The sequence below is a fragment of the Polaromonas sp. genome (assembly GCF_012927455.1).
In the GTDB taxonomy this organism is placed as follows: domain Bacteria; phylum Pseudomonadota; class Gammaproteobacteria; order Burkholderiales; family Burkholderiaceae_C; genus Polaromonas.
The window spans coordinates 258,717-282,682 of sequence record NZ_JABBPE010000008.1 but is presented as its reverse complement, the minus strand read 5'-3'; the positions used below and the strand labels follow the sequence as shown (position 1 = coordinate 282,682).

The following is a 23,966-nucleotide window of genomic DNA, read 5'->3' as shown; positions in this document are numbered from 1 at the left end:
TGCAGTTTTTACGCGTGATGCGCGGGTGTGCAGACGGCCTTACTTGACGATGCCTTTGGATTTGAGGAAGTCGCGCGCCACGTCTTTGGGTTCCTGCTTCTCGCCATCGACCAGGTAGTTCATCTGGGCCATCGTGGTTTCGTCGAGCAGGGCGCTGACGCGGTTCAGCACCTCGCCAATTTTTGGGTTGGCTTCCAGCGCTTCGCGTCGAATTACAGGCACGACAAAATACGGAGGCCACAAGCTCTTGTCGTCGCGCAGCCGCTTCAACTTGAGCGTGCTGATCATGCCGTCGGTCGAATAGCCATTGACCACCTGAATCTGGTCGTTTTTCAGGGCCTGGTAACGCAGGCCAATGGCCATCTGCAAGTCCTCGCCAAACACCATGTCGTATTTGGCCTTCAGACCGGGCAGACCGTCCTTGCGATCGCGAAATTCGGGGCCGGCGCCTATCTTCAGGTCCTTGGCGACCTTGGTCAGGTCCGACAGGGTTTCCAGCTTGTACTTTTGCGCCGTCTCCGGGCGAATCACCATCACATAGCCGTTGTTGAGGTTGGACTGGCTCAGCACCACCAGCCCCATCTTGGCGTAAGCCTCCTTGACCTTGTCATAGACTGCCTTGGCGTCTGTCATGGGTTCTTGCTTCAGCACGGCAAGAAGCATGGTGCCGGTGTACTCGGGGTAAAAATCGATCTGCTTTTCTTCCAGCGCCTTGTGCGCGATCAGCGTGCCGCCCAGGTTGAGCTTTTTCTCGGTCTTGATGCCGGCCGCTTCCAGCGACTGAGCGTAAATTTCGGCTAGCACAAACTGCTCGGTGAAGTTTTTGGAGCCCACGCGAACGACCTGCTGCGCTTCAGAAACAAGCGGCAGCATGGTGGCCAGCGCCAATACGGAACACGCCAAAAGCCTGCAGATTTTCATGGGAATCTCCGTTGGAAAGTTGCTAAGAGGAAAATTGGATGTTAACTGTTCCCTTGAGCTGGCGCTCCCGCCTACCGCTTCTTGACATCGCTCATCGCGGCGCTTTTATACAAGCGGTGCTACCCACCCGCTATGCAGGCTTCACGCCAGTCGCAAGACCGTCAACTCGGTGATCTGCGCCTCGCCCGGCAGGCCTATGCGCCCTTGCGCCACCAATTGATGTACGCGCTCGATATCGGGCGCCAGGCTGCGGTCCTGCATCATGGCCGGCGACGCCTCGCGGACCAATTGCAGCACGCCCTCCAGCACGCCAGCGCTTTTCAGCGGCCGCAGAAACTCGATACCCTGGGCCGCCGCCAGAAGTTCGATGGCCACGATGTAGCCGGTATTGCGCAGCATGGGCTGCAGCCGGCGCGCCGCGAAGGTCGCCATGCTGACGTGGTCCTCCTGGTTGGCCGAAGTGGGCAGGCTGTCGACGCTGGCCGGATGCGCCAGCGACTTGTTTTCAGAGGCCAGCGCGGCGGCGGTCACATGCACGATCATGAAGCCTGAATTGAGGCCGGGCGCGGGCGTCAGGAACGCCGGCAGGCGCGAGACCGCGGCATCGACCAGCAGGGCAATGCGGCGCTCGGAGATGGCGCCGATTTCCGCGATGACCACGGCCAGCGCATCGGCCACCAGCGCTACCGGCTCGGCATGAAAATTTCCACCTGACAGCAGCGCGCCCTCGTCTGCAAACACCAGCGGGTTGTCGGTCACGGCATTGGCCTCACGCACCAATACCTGCGCGGCATAGCGCATCTGATCCAGGCAGGCGCCCATGACCTGCGGCTGGCAGCGCAGGCAGTACGGGTCCTGCACCCGGTCATCGTCTTGCAGGTGTGAACGGCGGATCTCGCTGCCCGCCAGCAGCGCGCGGTAGGCGGCAGCACATTCGATCTGCCCGGGCTGGCCACGCACGGCGTGAATGCGCGGATCGAACGGACCGTCGCTGCCGCGTGCGGCGTCTAGCGTCAGCGCGCCGGAAATGACCGCGGCCTCAAACAGGCTCTCGGTGGCGAGCAAGGCGTCCAGCGCCAAGGCAGTGGAGACTTGCGTGCCGTTGATCAGTGCCAGCCCTTCCTTGGCCGACAGCCGTATTGGCGCCAGCGACGCACGCTGCAAAGCGGCGTCAGCCGCCATGCGTTCGCCGCCGTAAAACACCTCGCCTTCGCCTATCAGGGGCAGGCACAGATGGGCCAGCGGCGCCAGATCGCCAGACGCGCCAACCGATCCCTGGCAGGGGATCACCGGTGTCAAGCCTTGGTTGTACAGCGCCAGCAGCCCGTCGATAACGCATGCGCGCACACCCGAAAAGCCACGCGCCAGACTTGCTGCTTTGAGCAGCAGGACCAGCCGCACCACGCGCTCCGGCATTGGCTCGCCCACGCCGACGGCGTGCGAACGCAGCAGGTTGAGCTGCAGAGTGTCCAGGTCGGCTTGCGCGATGCGCTGGTTGGCCAGCTTGCCAAAACCGGTGTTCACGCCATAGACGGCAGCGCCGCCTTGTGCGGCTTGCCGGACCAGCTGGGCGCTGGCGCGAATGCCGGCCGCTGCCGACGGATCGACAGACAGCGCCTGGCTGCCGGCATGAAGCTGGCGCAACTGCGCCAGCGTCAAAAAGCCGGGCTGGATGTTCATGCGGTGGGTCCGGGTCGGCGTGAGGTCTGGATTCATTCGGGTTTGATGTTTTTCTGCCTGATCACGCCAGACCAGTGCACGGTTTCGGCCAGGATCGACGCGGCCAGTTGCTGCGCACTGTCGCCAGCGGCGTTCATTCAAAGTTCCTCAAAAGGCGTTGCGGCGGCCGCGGCCATGGCTGCTAAAGGACGGTAATCGGCGAGATCGGGGAAGGCAAAGCCTGCCAGCAGCAAGCGCTCCATGACCGGCGCCAGTTCCTCTGAAGCAGCGCTCGCCAGCAGCGCCTGGCGCAAGCGCGCCAGCTCGCCGGCGCTCAAGGCGGCGGTGGCTATCAGCGGCGGAATCGGCAGCGCCGGGGTGTGGGCAACGATGCGCACCTGGGCGGCAAAGCCCGGTTCATGCCGCCACAGCAGGTCGTGGTAGTAGCTGTCCAGCGGCCCGACGTCGATGCGGCCAGCGGCCAGGGCCTCGATCACGCCGCGCGCGTTGACCAGGTCGCCGACCGCCGCGCGGTACAGCCGTGGCTGCTGGGGCGTTCGGTAGCCTTCCAGGTGGCGGCGCAAGGCCACGCCGCCCGACATCGAATCGGCCAGCGTGTAGCCGACCGTGCCGCCAAAGGTATCTTGCAACGTGCGGTAAGGCGCGTCGCTGCGCACCACGATGTCGGTGAAGTAGACCGCCTGGCCGCCATAGCGGGCAGGCGTTGGAATCGGCGCGGCGACGAGCGTGGGCTGCCCGGGCGTGCCGATGCGCTGCGCATACGGCAGGCCGCACATCATGGCCAGGCCCAGGTCATTGCGCGTCCACAGCGTTGCCAGCGGTGCGGGCGCATCATGGTCAATGATGTCCCAGCGCAACCCGGCTTGCGCCAGCACCCAGCCGAGCAAGGCGTTCCAGTCGGCGCGCACCGATGCCGTGGCTGAATACATCCGGGCGTTGGCAACGGGCGGGCGGGTCATAAACTCGTTTTTCAGCGAAAACGCAAGCGTTGCCCGAGCTGCAGGCGCGCGGCTTTTTCAAGCATGAAGGCGCCCAGCGCAATGTCTGACAGCGACAGGCCGCGGTGCCAGAACAAATTGGTTTCCTGATCGCTCTGTCGGCCGGGTTTAAAGCCCGCAACGATCTGGCCGAGTTCGGCATGCAAGGTTTGCGCCGACAGCTTGCCCGCGTCCACATGGGCGCGCAGCGCGCCGAACGGCCCGGCTCCAGCCTGGCCCCAGTCGTCCATCACCAGCTTATCCATGATGTCGGTCAGCGTCAGCTCCACCGCGCTCATGGTGCCGTAGGGAATCACGCAGGCGCCTTTTTTGATCCATTCGGTTTTCAGCAGCGGCTCGGGCTTTTCCAGCCGCGAGGCCTCGACCACGATGTCGGCGCCGCGAACGCACGATTCCCAGTCCTCGGTCACGGCTATTTTTTTGCCCAGGTCTTCTTCAAGCCTTGCGGCAAAGGACTGGCGGCTTTCTGGCCGACGCGAGTGCACGCGGATCTCGTCGAAGTCAAAGATCGAATCAAGCAGCCGGACGTTCCAGTACGACGTGCCGCGGGCGCCGATATGGCCCAGCACCTTCGAGTTTTTTCGCGCCAGGTGTTTGGCGCCGATTGCGGTGATGGCGCCAGTGCGCATGTCGGTCAGGTCGGAGGCGTCGATGATGGCGATTGGCGCGCCGTTCTTTGGATTGAACAGGTTGAGAACGGCCAGTTCGGACGGCAGGCCGCTTTCATAGTTGCGATAGAAGTCGCCCACCACTTTCACGCCCGCCAGCCCGAGCGGGCGGATGTAGCCGCGCAGCACGTTGAAGTGGCCTGGGTAATCCTTTTCCGGCACCAGGTGCACTCGCGGCTCGATCGTGGTTTGCTGCCGGCCCTGCGCATCCAGCGCTTGCTCGACAGCGGCAATGATCTCGGCATCAGTCAGGGCCAGCGCCTGAACGTCAGGACGGTTCAGGTAAGTCAGATAGATTTCGGCGCTGCTTTCGGACATGGGTCAAGCTCCTTGCATCGGCAGCTTCAGGCCATGCTCCCTGGCGCTTTGCCGGGCGATCTCATAACCGGCATCGGCATGGCGCATCACGCCGGTCGCCGGGTCGTTGAACAGCACGCGCTCGATGCGCTCGGCGGCATCCGGCGTGCCGTCGCAGACGATCACCACGCCGGCGTGCTGCGAGTAGCCCATGCCGACGCCGCCGCCGTGGTGCAGGCTGACCCAGGTCGCGCCGCTGGCGGTGTTGAGCAGCGCGTTGAGCAGCGGCCAGTCGCTGACCGCATCGCTGCCGTCCTTCATGGCTTCGGTCTCGCGGTTCGGCGAGGCCACCGAGCCACTGTCGAGGTGGTCGCGGCCGATCACGATGGGCGCCTTCAGCTCTCCGCTTTTCACCATCTCGTTGAACGCCAAGCCGGCCCGATGCCGCTCGCCCAGGCCGATCCAGCAGATGCGTGCCGGCAGGCCCTGAAAGCTGATGCGCTCGGCCGCCATGTCGAGCCAGCGGTGCAGCGGCTGGTTGTCGGGAAACAGCGCTTTCATCTTCGCGTCGGTCTTGCGGATGTCCTCCGGATCGCCCGACAGTGCGACCCAGCGAAACGGCCCGATGCCGCGGCAAAACAGCGGCCGGATGTAGGCCGGAACAAAGCCGGGGTAGTCGAACGCATTGGCCACGCCGAAGTCTTTGGCGACCTGGCGCAGATTGTTGCCGTAGTCCACCGTGGGAATGCCCAGGGCGTGAAACCCGAGCATGGCCCGGACGTGGACCGCGCACGATTCGCCAGCGGCCTGCGTCAGCGCGGCATGCTGGGCCGGGTCTTTTTGCGCGGCGCGCCATTGCGCGACGCTCCAGCCCAGCGGCAGGTAGCCGTTGATGAGGTCGTGCGCCGAGGTCTGGTCGGTCACGATGTCGGGCCGAATGCCGCCGGCCTGGGCGCGCCTGAGCAGTTCGGGAACGATCTCGGCCGCGTTGCCGCACAGCGCAATCGAGACCGCCTCCTTGCGCGCCGTGTACTTTTCGATCAGAGCTAGCGCTTCATCCAGGCTGGCCGCCTGCTGATCCACATAGCGCGTTCGCAGGCGGAAATCGATACTGGCCTGCTGGCATTCGATGTTGAGCGAACAGGCGCCGGCAAAAGTGGCTGCCAGCGGCTGCGCGCCGCCCATGCCGCCCAGGCCGGCGGTCAAGACCCAGCGGCCAGTCAGGTCGCCGTGACCCGACGCGCCGGGCCGCCCCAGGCCGGGCAGCGTCCCCTCGGGGGACCGGCCACCGCCCTTGGTGGTCGAGGGGCCGTCAGAATAATGCTGGCGACCTGCTTCCACGAAAGTTTCGTAGGTGCCCTGCACGATGCCCTGGGTGCCGATGTAAATCCAGCTGCCCGCCGTCATCTGGCCATACATCATCAGCCCGGCGCGGTCGAGCTGGTTGAAATGCTCCCAGGTGGCCCATTTGGGAACCAGGTTGGAATTGGCAATCAGCACGCGCGGCGCGCCCGTGTGGGTGCGAAACACGCCGACCGGCTTGCCCGACTGCACCAGCAGCGTTTCGTCCGGCTTCAGCTGGCGCAGCGAATCGAGGATGGCGTCAAAAGCCGGCCAGTTGCGCGCCGCCTTGCCGATGCCGCCGTAGACCACGAGCTCGTCGGGATTTTCGGCGACCTCCGGGTCCAGGTTGTTCTGGATCATGCGGTAGGCCGCTTCGATCTGCCAGTTGGCGCACGTCAGCGTGCTGCCGCGCGGTGAGCGCACCGGGCGGGCCCGGCTGTCGAGAAAGGGAGACTGGGAAAGATCGGACATGGAGGTGCTCCAGAAAAGAGTAAACAGCTTCAATGATCGATTTTTTGCAGATCGTAGTTGTCTATACAACTTGTGTCAACTGGCGTATTCTCGGGGCCCTGACAGCTCCAATTTGTAGAGTACGCCCGGTTTTTTAAAGCGACAATAATTTTTATTTAACCCAGCTGAAAAATGGCTTCCTCTGCACTGCCCGCCTATGGCCAAGTCAAGGCCTTCATCAAAAAACACATCAGCGCCGGCAGCTGGAAGCCGGGCGACCCGGTGCCCAGCGAGTCGGTATTGATGCAGCAATTCAGCATTAGCCGCATGACCGTGAACCGCGCGCTGCGCGAGCTGATGGGCGAGGGGTTGGTGACGCGGGTCCAGGGCTCGGGCACCTTCGTAGCCGAGCTGCACCGCATTTCCTCAACGCTGGCGATTCGCGACATTCATGAAGAAGTGCTGGCGCGCGGCCATGTGCACAGCGCGCGTGTGCTGCTGGCGGAATCCGAAAAAGCCAGTGCTGACCTGGCGCGCACGCTGGGCCTGCGCGCCGGCGCCCGCGTCTTTCACACCATCCTCATTCACCTGGAAAACGGCGTGCCGATTCAGTACGAGGACCGCTATGTCAACCCGGCGGCCGCGCCCAACTACCTGGCGACTGACTTCACACAGACCACGCCGACGCGTCATTTGCTGGTCGAAGCACCGTTGACCGAAGCCAGCTATTCGATCGAGGCATGCCGACCCACGGCGCTGCAGGCCGAGCACCTTGACATCAAAGCCGGCGATGCCTGCCTGGCCATGATGCGCCGCACCGTGAGCGGTGCCCATATTGCCAGCGTGGCGCGGCTGGTCTACCCGGGGTCGCGCTACAGCTTTGCCGGAAAGTTTCAACCATGAGCTGGCAGGTGGTCCGGCTGGCCGACGTGCTTGCAACAACCTGGCGCAACGGCGGTGGCGTGACGCGTGAACTGGTCGCGTGGCCGACGTCAGCCGACTGGCACTGGCGCCTGTCGGTGGCTGACATCAACAGCAGCGGGCCGTTCTCGCGCTTTGAGGATGTTCAACGCTGGTTTGCGGTGCTTGGCGGCGCCGGCGTTGAACTCGATGTGAACGGAAAGCAGCATCGCCTGACCGCCGGCGATGCGCCTTTTTGCTTTGACGGCTCTGCCGCTACGCACTGCCGCCTGCTGGAGGGCAAGACGCAGGATTTCAACCTGATGCTGCGCCAAGGCCGGGGCCGAGCGCGCATGGGTCGCGTCAGCAGCAGCCTGCCAATAGCTGTTGATGCTCCTAAAACAATAGCTGTCTACGCAATTAGTACGGGGGCTAGCGTGCTATTTAATGATGAAAAACTGGATTTGCCAGCGCACAGCCTGGCCTGGCGCACGGTAACGGTTAACGCCACGCTGCAGGTGAACGCAGCGCAGGCACTCTGGATGGAGATTCCCGCATGAGCCTGCAACTCTGGAGCAACTGCCGCGCCGCCACGATGCAGCCTGCCGCAGCCCGGCCTTATGGCCTGATTGACGACGCGGCGCTGGTGGTCGACGGCGAGGCGCTGGCGTGGGTCGGCGCAAGCGCGGATTTGCCTGCGGACCTGCTGGCGCGCTGCATCAAACGGCACGACGCTGGCGGCGCGCTGGTCACGCCCGGCCTGATCGATTGCCATACGCACCTGGTCTACGGCGGCGACCGGGCGCATGAATTCGAGCTGCGGCTGAACGGTGCGAGCTACGAAGACATTGCGCGCGCCGGCGGCGGCATCGCCTCGACGGTGGCGGCGACCCGCGCGGCCAGCGCTGCCGCGTTGCAGGCGCAAAGCACGCGCCGGCTGCTGCCGTTGCTGGCCGAAGGCGTCACCACGCTGGAGATCAAATCGGGTTACGGGCTAGCGCTTGAACACGAACGAAAAACGCTGGCGGTGGCACGCGCGCTCGGGCAAAGCCATGCGGTCGATATTCGCAACACATTTCTCGGCGCCCATGCCGTGCCGCCCGAGTTTGCCGGGCGCACCGATGCCTATGTCGATGCCTTGCTGCAGATGCTGCCGGTGCTGCACGCCGAAGGGCTGGTCGATGCGGTCGATGCGTTTTGCGAGCGCATCGCCTTCAGCCCCGGGCAGACCGAACGCGTCTTTGCCGCCGCGCAGGCGCTCGGGCTGCCGGTGAAACTGCACGCCGAGCAACTCAGCGACAGCGGCGGCGCGCAGCTGGCCGCGCGTTACGGCGCGCTGAGCTGCGACCACCTGGAGTGGCTGTCAGTCGAGGGTGCCCAGGCCATGGCGGCGGCCGGCACGGTCGCGGTGCTGCTGCCCGGCGCGTTTTACTTTTTGCGCGACACGCGGCTGCCGCCGGTGGCCTTGCTGCGCGAGCAGCGCGTGCCGATCGCCATTTCCACCGACTGCAATCCGGGCACATCGCCCTGCACCTCGCTGCTGCTGATGCTCAACATGGCTTGCACGCTGTTCAGGCTTACGCCCGAAGAGGCGCTGGCCGGCGTCACGCGCAACGCGGCGGCAGCACTCGGCCTGCGCGACCGGGGCGTGCTGGCAGCCGGGCTGCGCGCCGATTTCGTGCTGTGGAGCGTGCGGCAACCGGCCGAGCTGAGCTACGCGTTCGGCGCCAATCCGCGGCTTCAAACCGTCTTCAGGGGGCAAATCAGATGAGCCAGATCATGGATGAGCAGATGTTTTCATTGCAGCGCGGCAGCGTCCCGCTGCTGGTAAGCATGCCGCATGTCGGCAGCGCGATTCCGCTGGAACTTCAACAAAATTACACGCCCGAAGCGCTGCAGGTCGAAGACACCGACTGGCATTTGCACAGCCTCTACAACTTCCTGCCGGAACTGGGCGCCAGCGTGTTGACGCCTGCGTATTCGCGCTATGTGATCGACCTGAACCGCCCGCCCGACGACGCGCCGATGTACCCAGGCGCGTCCAACACCGAGCTGTGCCCGACGCGGTTCTTCAGCGGCGCGCCGCTGTATCGCCCCGGCTGCGAGCCGGCGCCCGAGGAGCGCGCCCGGCGGCGCGAGGCGTACTGGCAGCCCTACCACGCCGCACTGCTCGCCGAGCTGGAGCGTCTCAAGGCGCTGCATGGGTTTGCGCTGTTGTGGGACGCGCACAGCATCCGCTCGCAGATTCCCTGGCTTTTTGAAGGCCGGCTGCCCGATCTGAACATCGGCACGGCAGGCGGCGCCAGCGCCGACCCGGCGATCACCGCGGCGCTGGTGCGGGCCTGCGCCGCGCATCCCCAGCGCACGACCGCCGTCAATGGCCGCTTCAAGGGCGGCTACATCACGCGCCACTATGGCCAGCCGGCCCGCGCCGTGCACGCGGTGCAGCTGGAGATGTGCCAGCGCGTCTACATGCAGGAAACGCCGCCGTTTGCCTACAACCCGGCTTTGGCCGCGCAAATCCAGCCTTTGTTAAGAAATATGGTCGCTGACGCCCTGTCTGCCTGCGCAAGCTGCTATGAAAAGTGAAGCAAAGAGGTTTTTTGCCGCGCAGGCCTGGGTGCAGGGCTGCTGGGCGACCGATGTGCTGCTGCACGTCGCGGGCGACGGCAGCTGGCTCAATGTGCAGCCCGGCGCCACAGCGGCCGAGCAGGCCGGCGCGACCCGACTTCAAGGCCCAGTCTTGCCGGGGCTGGTCAACGCCCACAGCCACGCCTTTCAGCGCGCCATCGCCGGCCTGACCGAGCGGCGCGGCGGCGGGGAATCCGATGATTTCTGGAGCTGGCGCGAGCGCATGTACAGCGCGGCCAACCGGATCACGCCGGCGCAGCTCGAGGCGATTGCCAGCCTGCTGTATGCCGAACTGCTGGCCGGCGGCTACACCCAGGTCTGCGAGTTTCACTATTTGCACAACGCGATCGACGGCGCGCCGTATGCCGATCCGGCCGAAATGGCGCTGGCGCTGGTGCGCGCGGCGCAGCGCACGGGGATCGGCCTGACGTTGTTGCCAACGCTGTACATGCGCTCAGGGTTCAGCGCCAGCGGTCTGCGCGTCGAGCAGCGTCGGTTTTCTTCGACACCCGACAGCGTGCTGCGCGTGGCCGAGGAAATCAGGCGCCTCGGCGACAGCCGCTTCAACGCCGGCGTGGCGGTGCATTCGCTGCGCGCGGCCTGCCCGGCGGCACTTAGCGAGCTGGCCGCTGCGGCCAAACACGCCGGCCTGCCGCTGCACATCCACATCGCCGAGCAGACGCAGGAGGTCGCCGACTGCATCGCCCACACCGGCCAGCGCCCGATCGAGTGGCTGCTGGACCATGTCGAAGTCGACGCGCGCTGGAGCCTGGTGCATGCCACGCAGAGCACGCCCGCCGAGCTGGCGGCGCTGCAAAAGAGCGGCGCGTCCATCGTCCTGTGTCCTGCCACCGAAGCCAATCTGGGCGACGGTGTGTTTGATTTTCCGGCCTATGCCGTCGCCGGGGGGCAGTGGTCGGTCGGCTCCGACAGCCAGATTACCCGCAGCTGGCCCGAGGAATTGCGCTGGCTGGAGTATTCGCAACGCCTGAGCTTGCGCCAGCGCAATATTGCGGCGCGCGTTGGTGACCACGAGAGCAGCGCCGCCGCGCTGTTCGAGGCGGCGCTGGCGGGCGGTCAGGCGGCCAGCGGTCAGGCGCTAGGTGGCATCGCCCCCGGCAACCGCGCCGATTTCGTGACGCTGGATCTTCAGGCGCCGGCGCTGCTCGGCATTCCGCCCGAGCAGCTGCTGGACGCACTGGTTTTTTCTGGCCCGGTTGCAGCTTTTGGCGAGGTGTTTGTGGCAGGCCGGCGCGTGGTTGCCGTTGGTCGCTTTGGCGGGCCGCAGCAGGATGCTGCGCTGTGGCCGCAACTGGCCGGAAACTTCAGCCGTGCCATGCGCGCCCTCTGGGCCGATGCGGGCGCGTAGGCGGTAGCGGGAGCGTGTGGGAGCGTTTGGGAGAGGGCGCCGACTAAACTAGTCCCACTTTGTATTGATCTGCGCTATCTCCAACTCATGACTTTGGCCCGCTACGCCTGTGACCCCGCCTTGTCGCGCGGCCGCAGATATCCCGAACTCCCGGCGCCGACGCGCTCCGACTTTCAGCGCGACCGCGACCGCATCGTGCATTCCACCGCGTTTCGCCGCCTGGTCTACAAGACCCAGGTATTTTTGAACCATGAGGGCGACCTGTTTCGCACGCGTCTGACGCATTCGCTGGAAGTTGCGCAACTCGGGCGCTCCATTGCCCGCACGCTGCAGCTCAATGAAGATCTGGTCGAAGCGATTGCCCTGGCACATGACCTCGGTCACACGCCGTATGGTCATGCCGGCCAGGATGCGCTGAATGCCTGCCTGAAAACCCATAACCCTGACAGCGCCGGCTTTGAGCACAACCTGCAAAGCCTGCGCGTGGTCGATGCGCTGGAAGAAAGTTACCCGGCCTACAACGGCCTGAACCTGACCTTTGAGACGCGCGAAGGCATCCTCAAGCACTGCTCAAAGCGCAACGCCCGCCATATCGAGTCGCGCGAGCCCGGTGGCGTGGCCCACCGCTTCATCGCGCAAACGGCCGAAGGACCAGGCTTGCAGCAGCCCAGTCTGGAGGCGCAGTTGGCCAATCTGGCCGATGAAATTGCCTACAACGCCCACGATATTGACGACGGCGTGCGCTCGGGGCTGCTCAGTCTGGAACAGCTGGAGGACGTGGCGCTGTTCAGTCAGTACCGCCGCGAAACGCTGCTGGCGTACCCGGCGCTGCAGGGCCGGCGCCTGCTTTTTGAAACCATACGGCGCATGCTGAGCGCGCAGGTCTACGACGTGATGGATGCAACCCGGCTGGCCCTGCATCACGCGGCGCCGGTCGATGTGCAAGCCGTGCGCCGGCACCCACCGTTGGTTTGTTTTACCGATGCAATGGCCTTGCAGTCGGCAGCCCTCAAGCGTTTCTTGCTACAAAATTTATACCGCCACGCGCAAGTGGTGCAAACCACGCTGGCGGCTCAGCAGGTGGTGCGCGATTTGTTCGAGGCCTACATGGGCGACCCGGCGCAAATGCCGCAGGCGCATATTGATCGCTTTGACGGCATCGATACGTCCCAGGCCGCCGGTGCCAAACCGGAGCGTGTGGTGGCTGATTACATTGCCTGCATGACCGACCGCTTTGCCGCCAAAGAACATGAACGGCTCAAAGGGCGCGCCGTTTTTCCGCTGGATACGCCTGGCTTGACGTGAGCAATCAAGCGGCCTCCGCTTTGAGGCGGCGCGACTTGTTGTAAGGCGAGTCCCGATTCAGAAGTGGCGTCCAAGCGGTTCAGGGAAAAAGGACAGCTTGCAGCCTTTAGCCCAACCCGTTTGCGGCATACACCCTGCCTTTGCTGAGCCGAACCGCCCTCTGGTTGAAAGTAAAAATCGGCTGGAGCCCCCGCAGAATATGCGTAATAAGCTATATAAATAATAGCAACCAATATTGTAAATATTTGGTACACATCGATACCTCTGGTAACATTGACGACGCCATGCAACGCCCTGATCCTCTGGTAACCGAATCTTTCCTGTCAGACGTGCCCGTTGAATTTCGCTTCGTCGAGTCTCTGCGCGCTGTCCTCCTGATGCTGGGCGGGGTCATACCGGTGTTGATAGGACTGTCGTTTCGAGCGGCAGAGCCGCTCTCCGAGCCCGTCGGCCTGTTCGCCCTGTGGCTGCTGGTGCTGTGCATGTACACGCTGCTCCAGCTTGGAAAGCCCCGCCTGGTGGCTCGCATGCTGGTCGTTTCCCTGGTTGCCTACGGAATTTATGGCATAGCCACCTTCGGATCGGTTCGCAGCTCCGCTGCTGTCGCCTTCCCGGGTGCCATCGCTGCGGCAGGCATCGTCCTTTCACTTCGATCGCTGGTAGCCACGTTGGTAGTTAGTGTGGCGTCACTGGCTGCGCTGACCTGGGCCGAAGCGGCCGGGCTGCTGCCAACGCCCGACCTGCGCGTGGGCACCAAGGTATGGCTCATGCATTCGGCTGTGTTTGTCGGCCTGGCCCTTGGGGTGTACACCAGCCAGCGCATCTTGCTAAAAGCGCTGGCTGGTCAACAGCGGGAACTGGCTCGTCGAGAACAGGCAGAAGCCGCGCTTCGAATCAGCGAAGACCGCCTCAGCCGCATTTTTCGCAATAGCCCGGTCGCCATCCTCGTGCAGGCTGCAGACAGCAAGATCGTCATGGATGTGAATCCGGCGTTTGAGAGGATGTCTGGCTACTCGCGCGAAGAATTTGTCGGCTCACAGGAGTGCCGCGCGCTTTGGGCCGATGCGGCCGCGCACCAGGCATGTGTCCAACAATTGAAGGAAGCCGGCCGTTTGTTCAACCTGGAAGCTGTCGGACGGCGCAAAGATGGCAGCCATTTGAATGTGCTGATCTCCTGCGAACTCGAAGGCGAAGGGTCCGCCCGTATTATGGTTTCAACCCTCACCGACATTAGCGCCGAGGTGAGCGCGCGGCAAGCCGCCCGCCAGTCTGCAGAGCTGTTTACCAAGGCTTTCAATTTAAGCCCGATCTACATGGCCGTCTCCCGCGCCAGTGATGGCGTTTTTCTCGTGGTGAACGCGGCCGCAGACACGGCGAATGGTTATACGGCGCAGGAACTGTTAGGACGCACCTCGCTGGAGATGGGCGCTTGGCGCAGCACGCAGGACCGCGACCGCTTCATGGCGAATTTGCGCGCCCAGGAGGGCGCGCTTTGCCTTGAAATTCAAATGCGCCATAAAGATGGGCATCTGGTGGACTGCCAGCAGTGGGCTGTGATCGTCGAAATTGCCGGCGAAGAGTGCGTCCTTAGCGCCGTCCTGAACATCACGCAGCAAAAGCGCCGCGAGGTTCAGCTGCTGGATCTGGCGCAGGGCTTATCGGGCGAAGTTGGCGCGCCTTTTTTCCAGTCGCTGGTGCGGTCTTTGGGCAAGGCGACAGGGGCCCATATGGTGATGGTGGGCGAAATTAATGCCGACCGCACCATTACTTCGCTGGCGGTGGTGCTCGACAACCAGACGGTGCCAAATCTGACCTATGAGCTGGCTGGAACGCCTTGCGACGTGGCCCTGGTTTCGACTGATGTCTGCGCCTACGCCGACCATGTGCATCTTCTTTTTCCCAAAGACAAGGTGCTCGCCGAAGGCTGCTTCAAGGCCTACCTGGGTGCGGCTCTAAACGACGCCGACGGCACGCCCATCGGCATCCTGAACGCCTTGTGGCGATCACCACAAACAGTGTCGCCGGATCGGGACGCGCTGATCCGGATTTTTGCCAGCCGGACCAATGCCGAACTGATCCGCCTGCGCCGCGACCGCGAGATCCTGCGCCTCACCGACAGCTTGGAGCAGCGCGTGAATGATCGCACCTACCAACTCAAGGCCACCAATGCCGAGCTCGAATCTTTCGGCTATTCGGTCTCGCACGATTTGCAGGCCCCGCTGCGCAGCATTCAGGGATTTATAGTGCTGCTCAGTCGCCGCCTTGCAGGCCGCCTGAGCGTGGAAGAAAACCGTCTGTTTGATCGAATTCAGGTCAATGTGATGCGTATGCACGAACTCATTCGCGACCTTCTTGCTCTGGCACGCGCCAGCCAAGGCGAACTGGTGTTGGAACTGGTAGATCTCAGTGCCATGGCCGGGCAGGTAATCGCGCAGCACAAGCTGGGCGACCCCTCACGCCAGGTCAGCATCATCATTGAGCCTCACCTGAAGGCGCTGTGCGATGCTAAGTTTGCACGCATCGTGCTGGAAAACCTGATCGGCAACGCCTGGAAATACTCGCTCAAAAAGACCGACGCGCACATCACGGTTGGCGTCATGCCCGCGCCAGAGAAAGGGCGCCAGATGCTGTTTGTCAGGGACGATGGCGCCGGCTTCAGCATGGAGTATGCGGGCAACCTCTTCAAACCTTTTTTCCGGCTGCACAATGACGACGAGTTTGAGGGCAGCGGCATCGGGCTGGCAACGGTGCACCGGATTCTTGAGCGGCATGGCGGCACGATACGCGCCGAGGCCGCAGAAGGCTTGGGCGCGAGTTTTTACTTTTCCTTTGACCGGCACGCTGCAAAAGTGGCCCACCAAGCGGCTTAGGACGCGGCCGCGTTGGGCACCCCCAGGTACCTCAATTGCGGCGTGTACGGGCGTTGAAGAGCGGCCAAAAGAGCCGTTTCTTGGCTCGTTCGTGGGTGCGATTGCCCAATCACAATGCCTCACTACGGCATTGGCAGGACTGGCTTTCTTTGGCTGCTGCAGGTGCAACTTAGTCTGGGTGAAGCACTGTCTTGACTCAAGAATCCCATTTATTTCAGAAACAAAACATGAAAACAAACTACTTGGCCTTGGCTCTAATTGCAGGCCTCTCCTGCGCAGCCGCAAACGCAGCCGATATAGGTCTTTCGGCGACCGCTGGAACCACCGGCCTTGGCCTGCATGTCAGCGTCCCCCTCCAGCCCAAATTGAACGCACGCGTGGGCTTTGGCTACCTGAACTACGACGACACAGGCAGCACCTCCGAGGCTGACTACAACTTCAAAATGAAGCTGCGCACCTTCGATGTGCTGGCCGACTATTTCCCTATGGACAACGGCTTTCGCATGACGGGCGGCCTGGTCTACAACGGCAACAAGGTCGATGTCAATATGAAGGCCAAAAGCGGCACTCAGTATGTAGTGAACGGAACCACCTACAGCGCCGCTCAAGCCGGCTCCATCAACGGCTCGGTCGACTTCAAGAAGATTGCACCGTATCTGGGCATAGGCTGGGGCAATGCCGTGGCAAACAAGGGATGGGGCTTCTCGGCCGACCTCGGCGTCATGTTTCAGGGCAGTCCCCGCACCAGCCTGACGAATAGCGGCTGTCAAGCGACCGTCGCCATCTGCACCCAGTTGGCGCGCGACATTGCCGTGGAAAAAACGAAGCTTAACGACGAGGTCAGCAGCTACAAAACTTACCCCGTGCTGCGGGTCGGCGCCTCGTACCGCTTCTAAAGCGATTGGAGTGGACCTGCCGGTGAAACCTGGTGGGTCTGCGCCGCGCGCCAGTCCGTCTGGCATGCTGTTGAGGATTGTTGAGGGTCAGGTTCCAATTATCATGACGCAAACTTCCGGCATTGCAGTTCATGGCGCGTCTTCCCCGGCTTACCGTTCCCGGCTATCCGCATCACATCATCCAGCGCGGCAATAACCGGCAGGCGATTTTTTCGTCGGCTGCCGACTACCTGATGCTGCTGGCGCTGCTGGAGGAAAACGCGCACAAATTCGGCGTGGCGCTGCATGCCTACGTGCTGATGAGCAATCATTTTCACTTGCTTGCCACGCCCACCAGCGCCGATGGCTTGCCGCAGATGATGCAGGCGGTCGGCCGTCGCTATGTGCGCTATTTCAATGACAGCCAGGGACGATCAGGCACGCTGTGGGAGGGGCGTTACCGCTCGACCCTGATTGAAGTCGAGCGCTATCTGCTGGCCTGCATGGCCTATATCGATCTCAATCCGGTACGCGCCGGCCTGGTCAACAGCGCCAGAGACTACCCCTGGTCAAGTCACGCGCACTATGTCGGCCTGCGGACCGACAAAATGGTCACGCCGCACCCCTTGTTCTGGACCCTGGGCAACACGCCATTTGCGCGCGAGGCGGCTTACGCCGACCTCGTGAGCGCGGGCATCCCGCCGGAACAGCAAGAAGCGCTGACACGGTCCGCCCTGAGCGGCTGGGCGCTGGGGAGTGAAAGTTTTGTCGCAAATTTGCAGAAACGCACCGAGCGCCGGGTCAAAAAAACCAAGGCTGGGCGCCCCATCAGTGCGTTAAAAGAGGCTTGAAACTGCCGCTAGCTCAAATAAATAATGCCTGAGCAGCTATCAAATTTTATATGTCCCCAATTTAAAGGTTACCAATTTTATTGGAAATAAATTGGAATCTGACCCCTATTAATTAGCTTGGCAAGAGAGCAAGTCCTGCCTTATGCTTACTTTCTGAAAATTTAGAACCAACCCTGGTGGACATGGGCTGCGCCGATTGGCTGCTTTTGTTTCGCTACTGACAAGGACTTGCCATGACCACGGCTGCTGAGATCAAGCATTTTGAAGAAAACGGTTTGTACGCGGGGGGCAACGAGCACGACGCCTGCGGTGTTGGCTTTGTAGCGCACATCAAGGGCCACAAGAGCCACGCCATCGTCCAGCAGGGTCTGAAAATTCTTGAGAACCTTGATCACCGGGGCGCCGTCGGTGCCGACAAGCTGATGGGCGACGGTGCCGGCATCCTGATTCAGCTGCCCGATGCGCTGTACCGCGAAGAAATGGCCGAGAACGGGATTGGGCCTTCCGGCAGCCGTGGCGTTGATCTGCCGCCGCCCGGCGAATACGGCGTAGGTATGGTGTTTTTGCCCAAAGAGCATGCCTCGCGGCTGGCCTGCGAACAGGCGCTGGAGCGCGCTGTCAAGGCCGAAGGCCAAGTGCTGCTGGGCTGGCGCGATGTGCCGGTGAACCGTGACATGCCGATGTCGCCCACCGTGCGCGAAAAAGAACCCATACTGCGCCAGATTTTCATCGGCCGCGGCAATGACGTGATCGTGCAGGACGCGCTGGAACGCAAGCTCTATGTGATCCGCAAAACCGCCAGCGCCGCCATTCAGCGCCTCAAGCTGACGCACAGCAAGGAATATTACGTGCCCAGCATGTCCAGCCGCACGGTGGTCTACAAAGGCCTGTTGCTGGCCGATCAGGTGGGCACTTACTACCTGGATTTGAAAGATGAACGCTGCGTTTCGGCCCTCGGGCTGGTACATCAGCGCTTTTCAACCAATACCTTTCCCGAGTGGCCGCTGGCGCACCCTTACCGCTATGTCGCGCACAACGGCGAGATCAATACTGTCAAGGGCAACTACAACTGGATGAAGGCCCGCGAAGGCGTGATGTCCTCGCCAGTGCTGGGCGCCGATCTGCAAAAGCTCTATCCGATCAGCTTCGCCAGCCAGTCCGATACCGCGACTTTCGACAACTGCCTGGAGTTGCTGACCATGGCCGGCTACCCGATCAGCCAGGCCGTCATGATGATGATCCCCGAGCCGTGGGAGCAGCACACCACCATGGACGAGCGGCGCAAGGCGTTTTATGAGTACCACGCCGCCATGCTGGAGCCGTGGGACGGTCCGGCCTCCATCGTCTTCACCGACGGCCGCCAGATTGGCGCCACGCTGGACCGCAACGGCCTGCGGCCTTCACGCTACTGCGTGACAGACGACGACCTGGTCATCATGGCGTCCGAGTCGGGCGTGTTGCCGATTCCTGAACACAAGATCGTGCGCAAGTGGCGGCTGCAGCCCGGCAAGATGTTCCTGATCGATCTGGAGCAGGGCCGCATGGTGGATGACGAAGAGATCAAGGCGACGCTGGCCAACAGCAAGCCCTACAAACAGTGGATTGAAAACCTGCGCATCCGGCTCGACGATCTGGCGGGCAAGACACCGACCGCATCCGCGCTGGACACTACCCCGGCCGCGCCGCAGATTCCGCTGCTAGACAGACAGCAGGCCTTTGGCTACACCCAGGAAGACATCAAATTCTTGATGTCGCCCATGGCCACCAATGGCGAGGAAGCCACCGGCTCCATGGGCAACGACAGTCCGCTGGCCGTCCTGTCCGACAAGAACAAGCCGCTGTACAACTACTTCAAGCAGCTGTTCGCGCAGGTCACCAACCCCCCCATCGATCCGATTCGCGAAGCCATCGTGATGTCGCTGGTGTCTTTCATCGGCCCCAAGCCGAATCTGCTCGACATCAACCAGGTCAACCCGCCGATGCGGCTGGAAGTCAGCCAGCCGGTGCTCGACAGCGCCAACATGCAAAAGCTGCGCGACATCGAAGCGCACACTCAGGGTAAGTTCAAGAGTTACACGCTGGACATCACCTACCCACTGGCCTGGGGTCGCGCTGGGGTCGAGGCCAAGCTGGCTTCGCTGTGCGCCGAAGCGGTCGATGCCATCCATGGCGGCAAGAACATCCTGATCCTGAGCGACCGCGCCATGAACGCCACGCAGGTCGCGATTCCTGCCGTGCTGGCGCTGTCGGCGATTCACCAGCACCTGGTCAAAGAGGGCTTGCGCACCACCGCCGGACTGGTGGTCGAGACTGGTTCGGCCCGGGAAGTGCATCACTTTGCCGTGCTGGCAGGTTACGGCGCCGAGGCGGTGCACCCTTACCTTGCCATGGAGACGCTGGCCGAGCTATTCACCGGCCTGCCGGGCGACCTGAGCCATGAGAAGGCGGTGTACAACTACACCAAGGCCGTCGGCAAGGGTCTGTCCAAGATCATGTCCAAGATGGGCGTGTCAACTTACATGAGCTACTGCGGCGCCCAGCTGTTCGAGGCGATTGGCCTGAACCGCGACACCGTGGACAAGTTTTTTACCGGAACGGCCAGCCAGGTGGGCGGCATGGGCGTCTTCGAGATTGCCGAAGAAGCCTTGCGCATGCACCGCGCTGCCTTCAGCGACGACCCGGTGCTGGCCAGCATGCTGGACACCGGGGGTGAATACGCCTGGCGCGCGCGCGGCGAAGAGCACATGTGGACGCCCGATGCGATTGCCAAGCTGCAGCATGCGACGCGGTCCAACAACTGGAACACCTACAAAGAGTACGCCCAGCTGATCAACGACCAGAACCGCCGCCACATGACGCTGCGCGGCCTGTTCGAGTTCAAGATCGACCCCAGCAAAGCCATTCCGATTGATGAAGTCGAGCCGGCCAAGGAAATCGTCAAGCGCTTTGTCACCGGCGCCATGTCGCTCGGCTCCATCAGTACCGAGGCGCACGCCACGCTGGCCGTCGCAATGAACCGCATAGGCGGCAAGAGCAACACCGGCGAGGGCGGTGAAGACCCGGCGCGTTACCGCCAGGAGCTCAAGGGCATCCCGATCCGAAAGGGTGAAACGCTGAAAAGCGTGATCGGCGAAAAGGTCGTTGAGGTCGATTTGCCGCTGCAAGATGGCGATTCGCTGCGCTCGCGCATCAAGCAGGTGGCTTCCGGGCGTTTCGGCGTCACCGCCGAATACCTGGTGTCGGCAGACCAGATCCAGATCAAGATGGCGCAGGGCGCCAAGCCGGGCGAGGGCGGTCAGCTGCCAGGCGGCAAGGTCAGCGAGTACATCGGCCAGCTGCGTTATTCGGTGCCCGGCGTGGGACTGATTTCGCCGCCGCCGCACCACGATATTTACTCGATCGAAGATCTGGCGCAACTGATTCACGACCTGAAAAACGTCAATCCGCGCGCCAGTATCAGCGTCAAGCTGGTCAGTGAGGTCGGCGTCGGCACGATTGCCGCGGGCGTGGCCAAGGCCAAGTCCGACCATGTGGTGATTGCCGGCCATGACGGCGGCACCGGCGCCTCGCCGTGGTCGTCCATCAAACATGCCGGCTCGCCCTGGGAAATCGGCCTGGCCGAAACCCAGCAGACGCTGGTACTGAATCGGCTCAGGGGCCGGATTCGCGTGCAGGCCGATGGCCAGATGAAGACTGGCCGCGACGTGGTAATCGGCGGCCTGCTGGGCGCTGACGAATTCGGCTTTGCCACCGCGCCGCTGGTGGTCGAAGGCTGCATCATGATGCGCAAATGCCACCTCAACACCTGCCCGGTCGGCGTGGCGACGCAAGACCCGGTGCTGCGCAAGAAATTCAGCGGCAAGCCCGAGCATGTCGTCAACTATTTCTTTTTTGTCGCCGAAGAGGCGCGCCAGCTGATGGCACAACTCGGCGTGCGCACATTTGACGAACTGATTGGCCGCGCCGATTTGCTTGACACGCAAAAAGGCATCGCCCACTGGAAGGCCGGTGGCCTGGACTTCAGCCGGCTGTTCTACCAGCCCAATGTGCCGGCCGATGTGCCGCGCCTGCATGTGATGGAGCAGGACCACGGGCTGGAAAAAGCGCTAGATGTGCGGCTGATTGAAAAATCCAGGGCCGCCCTCGACAAGGGCGAAAAAGTCCAGTTCATTGAGGTCACGCGCAACGTCAACCGCACTGTAGGCGCGATGCTGTCGGGCGAGCTGACGCGGCTGCGCCCGGAAGGCCTGCCCGACGACACGCTGCGCATCCAGCTTGAAGGCACCGGCGGCCAGTCCTTTGGCGCCTTTCTGGCCAAGGGCATCACGCTGTATTTGATTGGCGACGCCAACGACTACACCGGCAAGGGCCTGTCGGGCGGCCGCATCGTGGTGCGCCCCAGCATTGAATTCCGCGGTGAGGCGGTCAAGAACACCATCGTCGGCAACACCGTGCTGTATGGCGCGACCTCCGGTGAGGCCTTTTTCAGCGGCGTGGCCGGCGAGCGATTTGCCGTGCGCCTGTCGGGCGCGACGGCGGTCGTCGAGGGCACCGGCGACCATGGCTGCGAATACATGACGGGCGGCACCGTCGTCGTGCTGGGCAAGACCGGCCGCAACTTTGCCGCCGGCATGAGCGGCGGCGTGGCCTATGTGTACGACGAAGACGGAAAATTTTCGACGCGCTGCAACACCTCCATGGTGTCCATGGACCGGGTGGTCAGCACGGCTGACCAGCGCACCCATGACCGGGCCGACTGGCATGCCGGCGAAAGCGACGAGCAACTGCTCAAGCGCCTGCTGCAGGACCACAACCGCTGGACCGGCAGCAAGCGGGCGCGCGAACTGCTTGATAGCTGGTCCGAGTCGCGCCTGAAGTTTGTCAAGGTGTTCCCCAATGAGTACAAGCGCGCGCTGCTTGAGCGCCGGGAGCGCCGCCTGGAAGCGGCCACCGAGACCACGCGCGGGCAGGCGGCCACCAACCAGGAAGCCCAGGAAGTGGTGCCGGCCAAGTAGGAAAGCGCCTCATTTGCTATTGTATTAATAGCTGCTTGCGCCCGCCAGTAAAGGGCTAGCGGCATAAAACGCTTATATTGAACCGCACAGGACTCATCATGGGAAAAATCACCGGCTTCTTGGACTACGAGCGCATCGAAGAGGGCTACAAGCCCGTCGGCGAGCGTCTGAAAAATTACAAAGAGTTTGTCATTGGCCTGAACGACAAGCAGGCCGGCCAGCAGGCGGCACGCTGCATGGACTGCGGCATACCGTTTTGCACCAGCGGCTGCCCGGTCAACAACATCATTCCCGATTTCAATGACATGGTGTTTCGTGCCGACTGGAAAAACGCGATTGATACGCTGCACAGCACCAACAACTTCCCGGAATTCACCGGCCGCATCTGCCCCGCGCCGTGCGAGGCCGCCTGCACGCTCAATGTGAATGACGACGCGGTCGGCATCAAGTCGATCGAGCACGCCATCATCGACCGCGCCTGGGCCGAAGGCTGGGTCAAGCCGCAGTTGCCCAAGCACAAAACCGGCAAAAAAGTTGCGGTGGTGGGCTCCGGCCCGGCCGGCATGGCCGCCGCGCAGCAATTGGCGCGCGCCGGCCATGACGTGACGCTGTTCGAGAAAAACGACCGCATAGGCGGCCTGCTGCGCTACGGCATTCCCGACTTCAAGATGGAAAAAATCCATATCGACCGCCGCGTTGAGCAGATGCAGGCCGAGGGCGTGAGCTTGCGCACCGGCGTGATGATCGGCAGCCTGCCCAAAGGCTCCAGGGTGACCAACTGGGCCAAGGAGACGATTTCGGCCGAGCAGTTGCAAAAAGACTTTGACGCCGTGATGCTGACCGGTGGCGCCGAGCAGTCGCGCGATTTGCCGGTGCCGGGCCGCGAACTCGACGGCGTGCATTTTGCGATGGAATTCTTGCCCCAGCAAAACAAGGTCAATGCCGGCGACAAGGTGAAAGCCCAGCTGTCTGCATCCGGTAAGCACGTTATCGTGATTGGCGGCGGCGACACCGGCTCTGACTGCGTCGGCACCAGCAACCGCCACGGCGCCGCCAGCGTGACCCAGTTTGAACTGATGCCCGAGCCGCCCGAGGTAGAAAACCGCCCCATGACCTGGCCTTACTGGCCGATCAAGCTGCGCACCTCTTCCTCCCACCTGGAAGGCTGCGAGCGTGAGTTCGCCATTTCGACCAAGGCGCTGCTGGGCGAAAAAGGCAAGGTGACTGGCTTGATCACCGTTCGGGTCGAATGGAAAGACGGCAAGATGGCCGAAGTGCCGGGCTCGGAAGAAACCCTCAAGGCCGACCTGGTGTTGCTGGCCATGGGCTTTGTCTCACCGGTCGCCTCGGTGCTGGAAGCCTTTGGCGTCGAGAAAGACAACCGGGGCAACGCCAAGGCCAGCACCGACTTCACCGGCGGCTATGCCACCAGCGTGGCAAAAGTTTTTGCCGCGGGCGATATCCGGCGCGGCCAGAGCCTGGTGGTGTGGGCGATTCGCGAGGGCCGCCAGGCCGCGCGCGCTGTCGATGAATTCCTGATGGGCTACAGCGACTTGCCGCGCTAGGGCCTCGCGCGCCACCATTACAAGGCCGGTTGCTATTGAAATAATAGCTGCTTGAGCCCGTATCTATTGGGCTAGAGACACTTTTGATGTAAAAAATGGAGCGGCGGACCGAGCCTGCGGTCGTTGCACCACCGGGCCCCAGGCGTTTCTTTTAGCGGCCGAGCGCGGACGAAATCAGGCCAAAACCCGTATCATCAAGGGCTTTCCCTAGCCCCGCTGGCGCACTC

General features: G+C 62.8%; 16 protein-coding genes. 11 read left to right on the top strand and 5 right to left on the bottom strand.

From position 1 onward, the window contains the following. Window positions 1–39: 39 nt before the first annotated feature. From HHJ18_RS09895 to hutU, 5 genes are all read right to left on the bottom strand, one after another. A complete protein-coding gene (locus HHJ18_RS09895) occupies window positions 40–921 on the bottom strand; it encodes a glycine betaine ABC transporter substrate-binding protein (protein WP_296914605.1) in 882 nt (293 codons plus the stop codon). Window positions 922–1,062: 141 nt separating this feature from the next. Further along, on the bottom strand, window positions 1,063–2,637 hold the full coding sequence (hutH, locus tag HHJ18_RS09890) for a histidine ammonia-lyase (RefSeq protein WP_296914602.1): 1,575 nt from the start codon (window positions 2,635–2,637) through the stop codon (window positions 1,063–1,065). A gap of 101 nt (window positions 2,638–2,738) precedes the next feature. Then, on the bottom strand, window positions 2,739–3,560 hold the full coding sequence (locus HHJ18_RS09885) for a PhnD/SsuA/transferrin family substrate-binding protein (RefSeq protein ID WP_296914599.1): 822 nt from the start codon (window positions 3,558–3,560) through the stop codon (window positions 2,739–2,741). Window positions 3,561–3,571: 11 nt separating this feature from the next. Further along, window positions 3,572–4,585: an ornithine cyclodeaminase family protein gene (locus HHJ18_RS09880; RefSeq protein ID WP_296914597.1), complete on the bottom strand. Its 1,014-nt coding sequence runs from the start codon at window positions 4,583–4,585 to the stop codon at window positions 3,572–3,574. A 3-nt stretch (window positions 4,586–4,588) separates the two neighbouring features. Next, window positions 4,589–6,379 (bottom strand): urocanate hydratase, encoded by a 1,791-nt coding sequence (hutU, locus tag HHJ18_RS09875; RefSeq protein ID WP_296914594.1) that lies wholly within the window; start codon window positions 6,377–6,379, stop codon window positions 4,589–4,591. Between the two features lie 171 nt (window positions 6,380–6,550). Between hutU and hutC the strand changes: the two genes are divergently transcribed. The 11 genes from hutC (at window position 6,551) to HHJ18_RS09820 (ending at window position 23,739) form a co-directional block, all read left to right on the top strand. Next, a complete protein-coding gene (gene hutC, locus HHJ18_RS09870; RefSeq protein WP_296914591.1) occupies window positions 6,551–7,261 on the top strand; it encodes a histidine utilization repressor in 711 nt (236 codons plus the stop codon). Continuing rightward, window positions 7,258–7,818: a HutD family protein gene (locus HHJ18_RS09865; RefSeq protein WP_296914589.1), complete on the top strand. Its 561-nt coding sequence runs from the start codon at window positions 7,258–7,260 to the stop codon at window positions 7,816–7,818. The genes hutC and HHJ18_RS09865 overlap by 4 nt, the downstream gene beginning before the upstream one ends. Then, on the top strand, window positions 7,815–9,029 hold the full coding sequence (hutI, locus tag HHJ18_RS09860) for an imidazolonepropionase (protein ID WP_296914587.1): 1,215 nt from the start codon (window positions 7,815–7,817) through the stop codon (window positions 9,027–9,029). Before HHJ18_RS09865 ends, hutI begins: the two co-directional genes overlap by 4 nt. After that, window positions 9,026–9,847, top strand: a complete 822-nt coding sequence (gene hutG, locus HHJ18_RS09855; protein ID WP_296914584.1) for an N-formylglutamate deformylase — start codon at window positions 9,026–9,028, stop codon at window positions 9,845–9,847. The genes hutI and hutG overlap by 4 nt, the downstream gene beginning before the upstream one ends. Continuing rightward, the gene (locus HHJ18_RS09850) at window positions 9,837–11,258 is read left to right on the top strand and encodes a formimidoylglutamate deiminase (protein WP_296914581.1); all 1,422 of its coding nucleotides are present in this window, start codon (window positions 9,837–9,839) and stop codon (window positions 11,256–11,258) included. The genes hutG and HHJ18_RS09850 overlap by 11 nt, the downstream gene beginning before the upstream one ends. 87 nt (window positions 11,259–11,345) lie before the next feature. Further along, on the top strand, window positions 11,346–12,563 hold the full coding sequence (locus HHJ18_RS09845; RefSeq protein WP_296914580.1) for a deoxyguanosinetriphosphate triphosphohydrolase: 1,218 nt from the start codon (window positions 11,346–11,348) through the stop codon (window positions 12,561–12,563). A 284-nt stretch (window positions 12,564–12,847) separates the two neighbouring features. Next, a complete protein-coding gene (locus HHJ18_RS09840; protein ID WP_296914577.1) occupies window positions 12,848–15,433 on the top strand; it encodes a PAS domain S-box protein in 2,586 nt (861 codons plus the stop codon). 227 nt (window positions 15,434–15,660) lie between these two features. Next, window positions 15,661–16,329, top strand: a complete 669-nt coding sequence (locus tag HHJ18_RS09835; RefSeq protein ID WP_296914574.1) for a hypothetical protein — start codon at window positions 15,661–15,663, stop codon at window positions 16,327–16,329. A gap of 131 nt (window positions 16,330–16,460) precedes the next feature. Beyond that, window positions 16,461–17,159: a transposase gene (locus tag HHJ18_RS09830; RefSeq protein ID WP_296914572.1), complete on the top strand. Its 699-nt coding sequence runs from the start codon at window positions 16,461–16,463 to the stop codon at window positions 17,157–17,159. Between the two features lie 233 nt (window positions 17,160–17,392). Beyond that, window positions 17,393–22,174: a glutamate synthase-related protein gene (locus tag HHJ18_RS09825; protein WP_296914570.1), complete on the top strand. Its 4,782-nt coding sequence runs from the start codon at window positions 17,393–17,395 to the stop codon at window positions 22,172–22,174. 98 nt (window positions 22,175–22,272) lie between these two features. Next, on the top strand, window positions 22,273–23,739 hold the full coding sequence (locus tag HHJ18_RS09820; protein ID WP_296914567.1) for a glutamate synthase subunit beta: 1,467 nt from the start codon (window positions 22,273–22,275) through the stop codon (window positions 23,737–23,739). The last annotated feature ends 227 nt before the right edge of the window (window positions 23,740–23,966 follow it).